At 67.7% G+C, this 13,615-nt stretch carries 13 protein-coding genes and 1 pseudogene; 10 read left to right on the forward strand and 4 right to left on the reverse strand.

The genetic code is table 11. The features are described from left to right. Positions 1 to 686: 686 nt before the first annotated feature. Complete coding sequence (locus ABN273_RS57980) at positions 687 to 1,310, reverse strand: LysE family translocator (RefSeq protein WP_349458347.1); 624 nt, start codon at positions 1,308 to 1,310, stop codon at positions 687 to 689. A 110-nt stretch (positions 1,311 to 1,420) separates the two neighbouring features. On the opposite strand from ABN273_RS57980, the gene ABN273_RS57985 reads away from it, so the two are divergent. After that, positions 1,421 to 2,395 carry a LysR family transcriptional regulator gene (locus tag ABN273_RS57985; protein WP_349458348.1) on the forward strand — a complete coding sequence of 325 codons (975 nt, stop codon included), beginning with the start codon at positions 1,421 to 1,423 and terminating at the stop codon, positions 2,393 to 2,395. Here ABN273_RS57985 and ABN273_RS57990 read toward each other — a convergent pair. Both ABN273_RS57990 and ABN273_RS57995 read right to left on the reverse strand, forming a co-directional pair. Next, on the reverse strand, positions 2,378 to 2,821 hold the full coding sequence (locus tag ABN273_RS57990; RefSeq protein ID WP_349458357.1) for a transposase: 444 nt from the start codon (positions 2,819 to 2,821) through the stop codon (positions 2,378 to 2,380). The two genes, ABN273_RS57985 and ABN273_RS57990, sit on opposite strands and share 18 nt — an antisense overlap. 179 nt (positions 2,822 to 3,000) lie before the next feature. Further along, complete coding sequence (locus tag ABN273_RS57995) at positions 3,001 to 3,798, reverse strand: maleylpyruvate isomerase family mycothiol-dependent enzyme (protein ID WP_349458358.1); 798 nt, start codon at positions 3,796 to 3,798, stop codon at positions 3,001 to 3,003. A gap of 538 nt (positions 3,799 to 4,336) precedes the next feature. On the opposite strand from ABN273_RS57995, the gene ABN273_RS58000 reads away from it, so the two are divergent. From ABN273_RS58000 to ABN273_RS58030, 7 genes are all read left to right on the forward strand, one after another. Continuing rightward, complete coding sequence (locus ABN273_RS58000) at positions 4,337 to 5,611, forward strand: dicarboxylate/amino acid:cation symporter (protein ID WP_349458349.1); 1,275 nt, start codon at positions 4,337 to 4,339, stop codon at positions 5,609 to 5,611. A 110-nt stretch (positions 5,612 to 5,721) separates the two neighbouring features. Further along, a complete protein-coding gene (locus ABN273_RS58005; protein ID WP_349458360.1) occupies positions 5,722 to 6,876 on the forward strand; it encodes a threonine synthase in 1,155 nt (384 codons plus the stop codon). Further along, a complete protein-coding gene (locus ABN273_RS58010) occupies positions 6,873 to 7,511 on the forward strand; it encodes a helix-turn-helix transcriptional regulator (protein ID WP_349458350.1) in 639 nt (212 codons plus the stop codon). Before ABN273_RS58005 ends, ABN273_RS58010 begins: the two co-directional genes overlap by 4 nt. 41 nt (positions 7,512 to 7,552) lie before the next feature. Continuing rightward, positions 7,553 to 7,975 (forward strand): RidA family protein, encoded by a 423-nt coding sequence (locus ABN273_RS58015; protein ID WP_349458351.1) that lies wholly within the window; start codon positions 7,553 to 7,555, stop codon positions 7,973 to 7,975. Positions 7,976 to 8,535: 560 nt separating this feature from the next. After that, positions 8,536 to 9,780 (forward strand): MFS transporter, encoded by a 1,245-nt coding sequence (locus ABN273_RS58020; protein ID WP_349458353.1) that lies wholly within the window; start codon positions 8,536 to 8,538, stop codon positions 9,778 to 9,780. 211 nt (positions 9,781 to 9,991) lie between these two features. After that, the gene (locus ABN273_RS58025) at positions 9,992 to 10,624 is read left to right on the forward strand and encodes a cysteine hydrolase family protein (RefSeq protein ID WP_349458354.1); all 633 of its coding nucleotides are present in this window, start codon (positions 9,992 to 9,994) and stop codon (positions 10,622 to 10,624) included. A 129-nt stretch (positions 10,625 to 10,753) separates the two neighbouring features. Next, on the forward strand, positions 10,754 to 11,134 hold the full coding sequence (locus tag ABN273_RS58030) for a recombinase family protein (protein WP_349458355.1): 381 nt from the start codon (positions 10,754 to 10,756) through the stop codon (positions 11,132 to 11,134). Here the strand turns inward: ABN273_RS58030 and ABN273_RS58035 are convergent. After that, a pseudogene (locus ABN273_RS58035) lies at positions 11,125 to 11,250 on the reverse strand (DUF4158 domain-containing protein); the annotation flags it as partial. The gene ABN273_RS58030 and the pseudogene ABN273_RS58035 overlap by 10 nt on opposite strands. 345 nt (positions 11,251 to 11,595) lie before the next feature. Between ABN273_RS58035 and ABN273_RS58040 the strand changes: the two are divergent. Together ABN273_RS58040 and ABN273_RS58045 are read left to right on the forward strand one after the other, a co-directional pair. Continuing rightward, entirely contained in the window at positions 11,596 to 12,744 is a 1,149-nt protein-coding gene (locus ABN273_RS58040; protein ID WP_349458356.1) for a tyrosine-type recombinase/integrase, read from the forward strand. Then, complete coding sequence (locus tag ABN273_RS58045; RefSeq protein ID WP_185075475.1) at positions 12,741 to 13,073, forward strand: helix-turn-helix domain-containing protein; 333 nt, start codon at positions 12,741 to 12,743, stop codon at positions 13,071 to 13,073. The genes ABN273_RS58040 and ABN273_RS58045 overlap by 4 nt, the downstream gene beginning before the upstream one ends. Positions 13,074 to 13,615: the final 542 nt, after the last annotated feature.

Here is a 13,615-nt window from a genome sequence, read left to right on the forward strand (position 1 = left end):
GGCTGCGGATGGCCGAGGATCTGGGGCTGTGGACCGACGCCTCGATGCGCTGGTCCGAGCTCGGCAGGATCACCCTGTTGACCGGCGACTACGCCAGGGCCGAGGAGTTCCACGAGCAGGGCCGACGCCTCGCCGTCCACGCCGATCCAGGTAGAGGCCAACCTGCACCATCCGCGCGCGGCGGATCTGGCCGCTCTCATGCCCGGCGTCACCAGGAGCGGGCGCACCGTGTTCGATGCCGAGATCATGAAGGCCGCCTACGGCATACTCCAGCTCATCGTCGCGCTCACCCAGACCGGGCCGTGAGCATGGTGATGGCCCGCGCCGTGCGCGGGCCATCACCGGCTACTCCACCGTCTCCTTTACCGAGCGCGGCGCAGGGTCGCTCATCCCACCAGTGGTGGTTGTTGGCCCGCCAGCAGGACCAGCAGCGCCCCCTGGCCCTGGAGCTGGTAGGCGATGCGGGTTCCGTCCGGTGTCATGGCGTACGTCATCGGCTTCCTCGCTCCCGTGCCGTCGGGCAGAGTACCCGCGTGGCCCCGGGCCTGAACGGACGGCGAAGCCGGGGCGATCGTTTCGGTGTGCTTCGTCGCCACCGGTCATACAAGGCAACCTCATGGCTGCCAGTACACAAGGCGGCAGATGCCTCGGGCGGTCGGGCGCTGGAAGAAGTACCGGCCCGGCCCTCAGACACCTGCTACCACCGCGGCGCCCAGCCCCAGCAGGACGACGCCGGTGGTCACGCTGAGTCCCCGCAGGACGGTCGGCTGCGATACCAGGGCGCGCCCTCGGCTGACGGCCCAGGTGAGCAACATGTACCAGGAGGCGCTGACGAGCGCCCACAGGGCTCCCAGGGCGACGGTTGACAGGAACACCGGTCCTTTCGCGGTCACGAACTGGGGCAGCACCGAGACGGCGAACACGCCCGCCTTGGGGTTGCCGAGGTTGGTGATCAGGCCGGTGAGATATCCGCCCGCGAAGCCAGTGCGGCGCCCGCCCTCGCGGGGCGGGCGGGTGGAGACGGTGGTGAGCGCGGTCCGTAGCGTCTTCACCCCGAGGATCATCAGCACGATGCCGCCTGCGATCCGGAGCACGGCGTACGCGGTGGGGCTGGCCAGCAGGACGGCGGACAGCCCGGCCGCGGCGGCCGTGGACCACAGTAGGAAGCCGCTGGCATTGCCCGCGAGCGTGCCTCGGAGCGTACGTTGGCCGCCTTCCAGAACCTGCCGGATCATCAGGGCTTGACTCGCGCCTGGCAGCATCGCCAGCAGCAAGGTGGTGGCGATGAAAACGGGCACATGCGTGGGCATGGGAAAAGAACCCCTTCCGGGATTGCGGCCGATGGGGTGTACCACCAGGCTTCCTGCCTCGCGCCCCCAAGAGAAGTTAAAAGAGAAGGGTGCAGCGTTAGGATTAGTGAATGCTGGTAGATCCGGGACAGCTGCGGCTTCTCGCGTTGATCGAGCGGCACGGCTCCCTGACGGCGGCGGCTCACGCACTCCAACTCACGCCCGCGGCGGTCACCCAGCAGGTGGCCAAGGCCGAGCGCGACTGGCAGGTGCCCCTGGTCATCCGTGGTCCTCGCGGAGCAACGCTCACCGCGGCCGGTGCGCTGCTCGCCTCCCACGGTAGAACCGTGGAGGAGGCATCGGAGAGGGCCGAGGCGGAACTGGCCGCACTGCTCGGCCATCTCTCGCTCCGTCTGCGGATCGGGACGTTCCAGGCGGCTGCCCTGCACCTGCTGCCACCCGCCCTGACGGCCCTGCGGCACCGCCATCCGGACGCCGACGTCTCGGTCGTAGACGTGGTGTCCGGACGCGGAGCGGACGAGATCAGCGCGGGGCGCCTGGACCTCGCCATCGTCGCGTCCTGGGGCACACCGCTCGCGCCGCCCCCACACCTACGGGCCCACTCGCTCCTGTTGGACCCGATGGTCGTGGTTCTCCCCGATGACCATCCACTGGCCACCGGGCAGCCCGCGGACACCGAACTTCACCTGGAACAACTGCGCGACGAATCGTGGGTTTCCATCCTGGCCGGCCATGCCGCCCGCGAACAGTTCCACGACGCTGCCCGCGAGGCCGGCTTCACTCCCACCGTGCGGTTCGAGACCGAGTCCTACGACGTCGCCCAGGCCCTCGTCGGCACAGGCATCGCAGTGGCCCTGGTCTCGCGCCTGGCCCTGACACATGCGCCTGGCACCACCCATCGCGAACTGGCCCAACCCAGGCCCTACCGCCAGCTCTACGCCGTGACCAAAACCGACGCCAGCCTCACACCCCTCGCAGACATGCTCATCGACCTCCTCCGTGATGTCGCCTGCGACATCACCGCCACTTGGGAGGCTCCCCTGCAAGAAAAACAACGCTCATCGAACTCACCGCACGGAGCCTGAAAAGCCCCCGGTTCTGAATCGACACCGCCTGGTCCGGAACGGCCGGCCCTGAACCGCCCCGACCATCGACGCCGGCAGCTGGCTCGGCGTCGGCCCCGCCGTAGCCGGAGCCCCGGGGTGGTCGAAGCCACGGCAGCCGGCCCGGCTGAGCAGGGCGCATCCGAGCGCAACCACGGGGACACATCCACTGCCAGCACGATCCGCCCAACCGGCCAGCACCTCACGCAGCTGCTCGACGTCGATCCGGCCGTGGTTGAGCCCGCTGTACAAGGCGCCGTGCCCGCGCCGGTACTCCGGCGACAAGGTGAGATTCACCGGTGAGTGCACTGGCCCCGGCTCGCATAGCAGCGCGTCGGTCAGCTCGAACAGCGCGTCGGCTCGCGCGCTGAGGCAGGCGTAGGCGTCGTCCCGGAATCGGGACAACATCTTCGAGGGCTCGACATCGGGGGCATCGTTCAGCACACTCACCCTCGCGGCCTTGTAGTGATCGGCAGCGACTCAGCACCGCAAATGATCGCTCCAAGGCCGTCTCGCTGTCCGTAAAACGATCAAACCGTTGGCGGCAGGCATGCCCCGGGGCGTACGAGGTGGCGCATCGTCACGTCCTACTCATCCGGGTCCCAGGCGCTGAGCTGCTCGAAGAGACGTCGGTCGCCGTCGAGCTTCAGGGAGTTGATCGGGATACGGTCATACAGGATGAGGACCAGCTCGCTGGCCGTGCCCCGAGCGGAGGCGGAGGCGGCGGCCGCGTTCGGGTCCTGGCCGGCAGCGGTGGCCAGCATGGTGCCGGGCCCGGGGAGGCGGGCGGTCCGTGCGCCGTCGGCGGAGAGCGAGAGGCGCCAGGAGCGGCCCTCGGAGGCGTGGAAGTCGACGGCAGCGGGCTTGTGCGGCCAGGCACTTGTCGTTGCGACGCAGGTGGACAGGAACTCGTCGACACCGTCGAGCGCTACCTCGTCCGGCAGCGGCCGCGGGGCACCTACGGTGATCTGGGCGTCGTACGTGTGCACCGCCATCTGCTGGAGCTGGTGCCGAGCCACGGCACCGGAGGTCTGCGGCGACTGCGACGTCCCCCACCACGTCCAGCAACCGCGATCCGGGCCGGCCTTCCGCAATGCGTCCACCAGTTGCTCCGTGGACTCCGCCAACCAGGCCAGCAGGGCCTCGCGCTCCCGAGGCGCAGCTGGGGCGCCCTCCGCTGCGGACTTGGCCGCAGCAGGCCCTGCGGCGACGGTGGCGGCCCAGTCGCGGCGCCCCTCGCCGATGTGCTGCGCCAGATCGAACAGCGTCCACTCGGGGCAGGTCGGCACCTGTACGTCGAGGCTGGGCGCGGAGGCGACCGCGGCGCGGAAGGCAGTCGACCGTTCCTCGATCAGTCGCAGCAGAACGGGGAACTCGAGTGTCATTGTCACCCTGAATCTCTATCACTGCGTTCCGACAATCGGACAGCGATTTTCACAGCCGCCATCGCGGGCGGAACCTCACCACCGCGGAGAAAGAGCGCCGACAGCGCACCGGAGGCCTGCTGCGGTACCACCGCCTGCTGCACCCCGTACGAGGAAGCCCTCGACCCGGCCCAGAGCCCGGCCGAGGCGAAGGCCGCCGCCGGCTGCGCGTGCGGCAGCTGAGGCACAGACCGGACGGGAGGCCGGTGAGCACGGCGACGACGCCGGGCCGTGGTGCTGACCGGCGCACCGGTGTCCGGGTCAGCCCTCGGCGTCCTCGCCGTCCTCCTCGGAGGCGGCGCTGACGGACATCAATTTGGAATCCTATTGCATTTTTGCAATATTTATCTAACACTGGGGTGGCCAGGGCCACACACGTGCCAGCCACACCGAGCGTTCCCCTGCAGGGCCGAAGCCTGCAGCCTGCTCCGTGACGGTCGTTCGAGCCCCCACCACTCGCACCGGCTGGTGCCTCACACCGTCCGTCTGGAGCTGCTGCATGAAGAATCTGATGAGCCGACTCATCGTCGGCGCCCTTGTCCTGGGGGTCGGAGCGGGACTGGTCTTGCACTACCAGTTCGCCGCAAGCCGCGAGGAGATCGTCGCGGTCTTGGAGACCGTGACACACCTCTTCCTCAATCTGATCAAGATGGTGATCGCCCCGCTTATCTTCGCGACAATCGTCAGTGGCATCGCTGGCATGGCGAAGGCCAAGGGCCTCGGATCCCTGTTCGCCCGCTCGATGGTGTGGTTCGTCTCTGCGTCCCTCCTCATCGGCGCCTACGGATTTCTCGCGGCGCATGCGATGGGCGTGGGAAACGGGCTGGACCTGACCCCGACGGCAGGGGGGTCCGGGATCGAGACCGAGCCGGTCACGCCGGCCACGTTCGTCGAGGGACTCGTCCCGCAGAGCTTCATCGAGGCGTTGGCCTCCAACAAGCCCATCCAGATCCTTGTGTTCTCAATGTTCTTCGGGCTTGCCTTGCTAGCCATCAAGTCCGCCAACGGCGACTCCCGCCTGGCGGACGCGATTGACGAACTCACCAACGTAATGCTCAAGGTCACCAGGTACGTGATGACGCTCGCACCGATCGGCGTCTTCACCGCCGTCGCCGCAGCAATCACCGCGGAGGGTGTCGGCGCCTTCGCCACGTACGGATCGCTGATCGTCAGTTTCTACACCGCACTGGCAGGCCTGTGGGCCGCCCTGATCGCCGTGGGGGCCCTGTTCCTCGGCCGCGGAATGCTCCGACTGATCAACGTGGTGCGCGAGCCCATGTTCATCGCGTTCTCGACGGCGAGCACGGAGGCCGCGTTCCCTAAAATGATCAGCTCGCTGACTTCCTACGGCGTCGATCGGCGGACGACCGGCCTGATCCTTCCTCTGGGCTACGCGTTCAACATCGACGGTTCGATGATGTACATGACGTTCTCGTCGGTGTTCCTGGTCAACGCCTACGACATCGACATGCCCATCGCCCAGCAGATCCTGATGTGCCTCGTCCTGCTGGTGAGCAGCAAGGGCATGGCTGGTGTGCCGCGCGGCGCACTCGTGATCATCGCCGCGGTCGTTCCCGGCTTCGGCGTCCCAGCAGCCGGCGTCGCGCTGCTGCTGGTGATAGACCAACTGCTCGACATGGGCCGCACCGCGACGAACATCCTCGGCAACGCCGTGGCCGTCGCCGTCCTCGGCCGCAACGCCGGCGATACCGCGACCCACAAAACACCACGAGCCGACGACGCTCCCACGACGGCCACCGAACTGGTGCGCTGACCCAGCTGCCCAGGCCACGTGCCTCGACCACTCATCTGACGGTTCCCCGCCGGGGGAACCACCCGCCGAAGGGTTTCAACAGCCTCATGAACGACACCACCAGCACCCTGATGAACACCCCGGTCCTCTACGACAGGTCCGGCCAGCGTTACGCGGTCACTGACCGACGCTGGCGCGGTGCGGACGGGACGCCTCTCGCGCTCAGCCCGGTGCCAGGGCTCACGCCCGACCAGATCGACACGAGCGAACGCACCCTTTGGCGCTACCAGGCAGCGATCCCAGTCTCCCCTCGACACCGGGTGAGTCTCGGAGAGGGCTTCACCCCCATGCTGCCGCTGGACTGGAACGGGCTGCGTGTTCACTTCAAGCTCGAGTGGTTCAACCCCACCTCCAGCTTCAAAGACCGCGGCGTCACAGTGATGATCTCCCACCTGCGCGGGCAGGGAGCAACGCATGTCCTCGAGGACAGCTCCGGCAACGGCGGCTCCTCAGTCGCGGCCTACGCAGCTGCCGCCGGGATTCACGCCAAGATCATCGTCCCCGCAGCGACGTCGGCCGCCAAGATCCTCCAGGCACGCGCGCATGGCGCCCAGATCGAACTCGTCGGAGGTACTCGGGACCAGGTGTCGGAGGAGGCGATCCGTCAGTCCGAGCAAATCCCCTATGCCAGCCACAACTGGAACCCGTTCTTTCTGCAGGGCACCAAGACGATCGCCTACGAGATGTGGGAGTCGCTCGGGTTCAGGGCGCCTGACAACGTCGTGCTCGTAGCAGGCGCCGGCAGCAATATCCTCGGCTGTGACATCGCGTTCAGCGAGCTGCTCGAAGCGGGTCAGATCGACCGACGGCCCAAGCTTCTGGTCGGCCAACCGGAGCACTGGGCCACCATCGCGGACGTGGTGAACGGGATCGATCCGCAGAGCCGAGGACCGCGTGTGCCGACGATCGCGGAAGGAGCCTCCATCGCCAACCCGGTCCGGCTCCCGGAGACCGTCGAGGCGATCCGTCGCTCAGGTGGTGCGGCAGTGGCAGTCACCGAGGACCAGATCCGTACAGCCGTGCGCAAGCTCGCCTCGCGTGGTCTGTACGCCGAGCCGACCAGCAGCGTCGCTGCGGCGGCCCTCGACCACTTCCTGGCCGACGGCACCATCGGCCCTGACGAGACCACCGTTGTCATCCTCACCGGCGCCGGACTCAAGTCCGCAGAGAAGATGGCCAGTGTCTTCGACACAGACAGCAATCCAGACGAGGAGAGCCGCGCGTGAACCCTAACGACCCCGACGAGCACCTTCTGCTCGAAGCCGAGAAGATCGCGGTCGCGATCGGACGCATGTTCCCCGGCCTCTGTGAGGTAGTCCTCCACGATCTGCGCCAGCCAGAGCACGCGATCCGCGTGATCGAGAACAACCTGTCCGGACGCAAGGTGGGCGACTCCGCCACCGAGCTGGGGCTCCGCCGGATCGCGGACCCGAACTACCCCAGCGTGATCCAAAACTACCCCAACCAGTTCCCAGACGGCCGTCCGGTCAAGAGCACCTCGATCGGGATCAAGAACGCTGAGGGCCGCTACGTCGCGGCACTCTGCCTGAACCTCGACGTGTCGAACCTCTCCCCCCTCACGCTCACCCTGGCCAACCTGGTGGCGACCGAGATCGAGCACCGAGGCGAGGCATTGGAGACCCTGCGAGACCGCACAGCGCGGGAGTTGCGTAACGTCATTGAGACGTTCGCCGCCGAACAAGCCGCCACCCCACGAGCACTCAGCCGCGCCGCCAAGAAAGACCTTGTCAGGCAGCTGCACCGTGACGGCTACTTCGACTCCAGGAGCTCCACTGAGACCATCGCAGACCTGCTCGGGATCTCCCGGAGCACCGTCTACAACTACGCCAAGCAGTCCTGACCACCGACCCCTGGCGCCAGCCATCACGACGAAGGAACACGATGCCCAACCCCGCAACCCCGGACACCAGCGAGCGCAGCGACACCATACACCTACGCAACAGCCCAGAGCTGATCCAGCCGCTGGGCCACTACTCCCATGTCGCCATCCACGGAGACCTCGCCTACGTGTCCGGCCAGCTGCCGGTGGACCAGCACGGCACTGTCCTGAGCGACCAGGCGTTCGACGTTCAGGCGCGCCAAGTCCTCCACAACCTCGACCGGTGCCTGATCACTGCAGGCACCAACCGGTCCCGCCTCGTCTCGGTCACCGTCTACATCACCGACATCGGTCAATGGCCGGCGTTCGACGCCATCTACGCCGACTGGATCGGTCAGCACCGCCCCGCCCGCGCCGTCGCCGGCGCCAGCCAGCTCCACTACGGCGCCGCAGTCGAGGTCCAGGCCGCCGCGGCCCTCTCCTGAGAAAAGGCCATCCCCCTCGCGACCGAGTCATGTCCTCAGCAATGTGATTATTCACCCAGTTACTTTGGGGCTGGGGACACCTTCGGGAGCGGAGGGCCTCGTCGGCGCTCTCCTTGCGGCGTTCGGCGTCGGCCGGGACAGATGGGGCGGTCCAGTGCTTCTTGGTCTGGCACCAGATCAGCCAGGAGGTGACGGCGGCGCGGTTGCGGTTCCAGGTCGCTGGCGCGCTCGCTCCCCACAGCTCGGTGAGCGCGGTGCCGATCTCGGCGTCGGCGACTCCGGCGAGCGGCCGATGACGTCGATGTACCGGATAACGTGCCGGAGTCGCGCATCGTCCCGGCGGAGGGTTCTCCTGGTCGCTGCGCCGCCATGATCGCTCATGTACTTGCGGCGGCGACGAAGGTTCGGACGATGTTGAGGTCCGTGCGGACATACCTTACGAGTACAACTGTTCGTTGTGGTCAAAGGCTCTACAGTTGTTTGATCTCCTGGTACGGCGCGCGCTTTGATGCTCCCGATCGCGGATCGGTTGTGCGGGTGAGTGGCGAGGAGCGTTGGGCATGAGGAGCGGGCACCGGTTGGGGCGGCAGTTCGGGTGGCTCTGGGGGGCGTACGGGACCAGCGCGCTCGGCACGTGGCTCGCCTTCGGCGCGTTCCCGCTGATCGCGATCCAGGTGTTGCACGCCGGACCGGCCGAGGTCGCGGCGTTGTCCTCGGTGGGGGCTTTGGTGGGCGCGGCCGTGGCGGTGCCGCTCGGCCCGTGGGTGGAGTTCCGCCGCAAGCGGCCGCTGCTGATCGCGATGGACCTGGTGCGGTTCGCGGCGCTGCTGACGATCCCCACCGCGTACGCGCTCGGCGTGCTCTCCTTCGTCCAGCTCCTGCTGGTCTCGGTCGTCGTCGCGGCGGCCGACATCACCTTCCGCGCCGCCTCCGGCGCCTACCTGAAGACGCTGCTGCCGGCCGAGGACCTGCTCGTCGCCAACGCCCGATTCGAGTCCACGGCCTGGACGACCACGATCATCGGACCGCCGCTGGGCGGCGCCGCGATCGGGCTCCTCGGTCCGGTGGCGACGGTGGTGGCCGACGCGTTCAGCTACCTGCTCTCGGCCCTGGGCATCCGCGCGGCGGGCGGCCAGGAGCCGCGGCCCGAGCGCCGACAGGCCGCGCGAATGCGGGCCGGGGACCTGCTCGACGGCTGGCGGTACATCCTCGCCGACCCGACGCTGCGTCCGCTGTTCTTCAACACCGCCGTGTTCAACGGCCTGGTGATGGCCACCGACGCGCTGCTGGCCGTCCTGATGCTCGGCCAACTCGGGTTCGCACCGTGGCAGTACGGCCTCGCCTTCGCCGCGCCTGCGATCGGCGGGTTGTTCGGTTCGCGGCTGGCCCGACCACTCGTCACCCGGTTCGGGCAGCACCGGGTCCTGGTCGTGGCCGGGACACTGCGCGCGATCTGGGCCGTCGGGCTGGTCTTCCTGGGGCCGGGCACCGGCGGGCTGCTGTTGGTGATGGGCGTCGAGCTTGGGCTCATCTTCTGCTGCGGCGTCTTCAACCCCGTCTGCGCCACTTACCGCCTCGAGCGCACCGCGACCGACCGGGTCGCCCGCGTGCTGTCCGCCTGGGCGGTGACGACCAAGGCCTCGACCGCGATCCTGACGGCCCTCTGGGGCGTGCTGGGTGGCCTGCTCGGCCCGCGCACGGCCATCGGCTTGGCGGGCGTACTTCTGCTGGCGACTCCCCTGTTGCTCCCCCGACGCGCCGCGGCGCCCCTCGCTGAGACGGAGCCGACACCGAACCACGCCTGACGGGCCGCCACAGCCGTCACCGCGATCGGGCCGCGGCCCTTCGGAGCGGTTCGCCCCTCCGCCTACAGCTCCGCGACGAGCGTGACGGCCTTCGCGCCGTAGCCGACGGGGGTCGCGGCGCGGCACATCGTGGCTCACGCGCCCAACGTGTAGCCGGCCCCGGCGCGCGATCTCGCGTGTCAGGGCGCCCCTCATCACCCAAGGAGAGAAAATGACCGCCACGCCGCCGCCGCTGGACCCCCGGACGGCCGCACTGCTCGTCATGGATTACCAGCAGGGAATCCTGGCCTCGCTCCCCGGCCCGGCCAACCCGGAAGCGCTGCTGTCACGGGTGGCCGGTGCCATCGCCGACATGCGAGCGCACGGCGCCGCCATCGCCTACGTGCGGGTCGGCTTCACCGAAGCCGACTGGGCGGCGATCCCACCAGCCAACAAGACGTTCTCCTTCCTCAGCCGCCAGCACCTCATGCACCACGAGGAGCCCGACAGCGCCTTTCACGATCAGCTTGCCCCGGAGCCCGGCGACATCACCGTCCGCAAGACCCGCTACGGCGCGCTGTCCACGACAGACCTGGACCGGCAACTGCGGGATCGCGGAATCACCACCTTGGTCATCGCCGGCATCACCACCAGCGGCGTCGTCCTGTCCACCGTCACTGACGCCGCCGACCGCGACTACCAGCTCTACGTCCTCTCCGACTGTGTCACCGACCCGGACCCGCAAGTCCACCAGACCCTGATGACCAGCGTTTTCCCGCGACTGGCCCACATCATCGACACCGCCGAACTGCGGTCGCTCCTGCACGAAAGTCATCTCGATCGGGCAAAGACCTGCAGGGCATAACCGTCAATGACGATCAGCGACCGTCAGGGGATCGCTGTCAGCGGCCAGACCTCGGTACTGGCCGCTGACGATATGTGACTACCTCGCTCCCAGAGCATCTTTTCGGCTCATGGGGTCGTGCTCGCAGAAATGAGTAGTGCTGCGAGCCGCGATCACAGCGGAGACGGTGTCCGATTCGTCCCCTGGCGTCACTCTCAAGACTACGCCCGCACGATCAAGACGGCGGTGCCGCACCAGCGGGTGATCCTCACCGTGCACGAGATGAAACGCCTCGGCCGCGGCGCCGCCGAACTGCTCACCATCGCCGAGCAGCTGCGCCATCGCGACATCGAACTCGACCTGCTCACCGGCCCGCTCCAGGGCCTCTACGACCCCTCCGGGCACGGCGCCGCGCTGTTCGCGTTCTTCGCCGGCATGGCCGAATCCGAACGCGAGTACAGCGTCCACGCCCGCCCGTGCAGGAACGTGCGGAACTTCCGGCCCCACTCCGCGTCCTCGAATTGGTGGTAGCCGTAGGCGTCCCGGATCTCCCAGGCGTGCTCGTACGCCGTCATCTGCCGCTCGGTGTACCGCTTCACCACCGAGGGGTCCTCGACGCCCAGGTGCTCGGCCACGTACGCGACCACTGGCAATCCCCGGCCGACCCGCTCATACGATCTTCCGCCGATACCCCGCCTCGCAGGCGATCACCGTGGTAGGCGGCCCGATCGGGCCTTAGCGCTAACGGCTGCTCCGTTGATCCAAGCGCACGCTATTGCAGCGGATGAAATCTCCGACCACTTCACACAGGCTGTTGGGCCGTAGAGAGATGCTGGCCTGCTGCTCGGATCCGTCGGGATGGCGGAGGCGAGATCAAGTTAGCAGCCGTCGCCAGCTTGTCACGATAGGGCTCTCATCTGCGGATTTGCCAAGCGATTACTTCTGATGAAAGATCCTTTCGTTTGATGTAATCGGTTGAAGGGTGGCGGAGAGTGAGCCGGGACGGGATGGCGCCGGGCGCTGCAGGCCTGTATCTGGTCGGTGGGGCGGTGTTGCTCCGGCCTGAGGAACAGGTGGCCGAGGCGATGCTGGAGGGCTGGCGAAATCAGCAGCTGGCCCGGAACCTGGCGTTCTCCACGATCGAGGGCCGAGAGAACGCGGTGAAGGCGTTCTCCCGCCACGCTGATGCGTTCCCGTGGCAGTGGATGCCGCAGATGGTGGACGAGTGGCTGGGCGACCTGCGAGCGATCCGGCATCTGCGGCACTCGACGCTGCGGAACTACGCCGAGGCGGTCCGGTCGTTCTGCGCTTTCCTCACCGATCCGGCCTATGGGTGGGCAGCCGAGTGCGAGCGGCGGTTCGGGTCACATCCGATCCAGGTCTGCCACGAGTGGAACACCGCGGTCCACCTCCAGGACAACGAGGCCGACCCAGCCAGACGGGCGTTCACCCGCGATGAGCTCCAGGCGTTCTTCGACTACGCCGACGACCAGGTCCACCGGGTCAGTGGCGCCGGACGCAAGGGCTGGCTGCTGGCATTCCGGGACGCGACGTTGTTCAAGACCGCCTATGCCTACGGGGTGCGCCGCCGTGAGGATCGGATGCTGGACCTGGTCGACTTCGGGCCCAACCCGCACGCGCCGATCTTCGGAGACTTCGGCGTCTGTTACGTCCGCTGGGGCAAGGCGATGAAGGGTTCACCGCCCAAGCGCCGCAGCGTCCTGACGGTCGGCCCGCGCGACGGGATCGGCGGGATGGACTGGATCGTCGACATCCTCCACCAGTGGGTCACCGAAGTCCGGCCTGGGTTCGCCCAGGCGGCCGTCTCACCGGCGTTCTGGCCTTCCGAGCGCAGCCCACGGATCGGGTTCTCCCAGATCAACACCCGCTTCGCCACCTACCGCGACGCACTCGGCCTCGACCCGGGCCTGGACTTCCACTCCTTTCGCCGCTCCTACGTCACCCACCTCATCGAGGACGGCTGGGACCCCCGATTCGTCCAGGAGCAAGTCGGCCACGAGCACGCCTCCACCACCTCGATCTACACCTGCGTCTCCTCCGACTTTCGTACCCGCACCCTGCGCCAAGCGATGGAATCGACCCTGAATGCCGCCCTCGCCACCGGAAGGAAGAACCGATGAAACGCCAGGTCAGCTACCAGTGGCGGCTCCGCGAGACCATGGCCGCGCACGGCATGTTCACCGCCACCGACCTCGCCCAGCCTCTCGCCGACCGCGGCATCACCCTGTCATCGGTCCAGATCTGGCGGCTGGTCACCCAAACCCCCGAACGGCTCTCCATGCCGGTCCTCGCCGCACTCTGCGACATCTTCGGCTGCACCCCCGCCGACCTCATCGCCACCAAAGCCGAAAACGCCGCACCCCGCCGCACCGCCACCGGCGACACCGGCCCGGCAACCCAGATCGCGCCGATCAGACCCAAGCGCGCCCGGATCCGCCCCGACCAATGAGCCCCCTCTCCCCAGAGCGCTACGAGCGCAATCACATCCGCGACTGCGCCCGCTGCGGCCGCCGCGCCGCCAAAGCCGCAAACTGGTCTGACGGGCCGATCTGCCGGACCTGCCTGCACAAGGCCGAGAACACACACGGCACCTGCCCCACCTGCAGCACCGACCGTCTCCTGCCCGGCCGCAGGGATAACGGCGAGGCGATCTGCCGGGACTGCGCCGGCATCACCCGCTCGTTCTCCTGCTCTCGCTGCAGACATGAAGGCCAGCTCTATACAGGTCGTCTCTGCACCAGATGCACCCTGACCGACCTGATCCACACCGTCTTCGACGACGGCACGGGCTCCATCAGTCCAGCCTTGCGCCCGCTCGCCGATCGGCTGATCGCCTCACCCAACCCCAAATCCACCTGGATGTGTGGACCGTCCCGGGAATCTTGGAGGCTACGATTCCTGCGAACTTGCGAATGACGTAGCAGATTCCTGCGCCTTATAGAAGGCGCCTTCATACTCCTTCGGTGGAATATTACCGCAGAACGAGTGGAG

The sequence above is a fragment of the Nonomuraea sp. B19D2 genome, from assembly GCF_040137845.1.
GTDB lineage: Bacteria > Actinomycetota > Actinomycetes > Streptosporangiales > Streptosporangiaceae > Nonomuraea.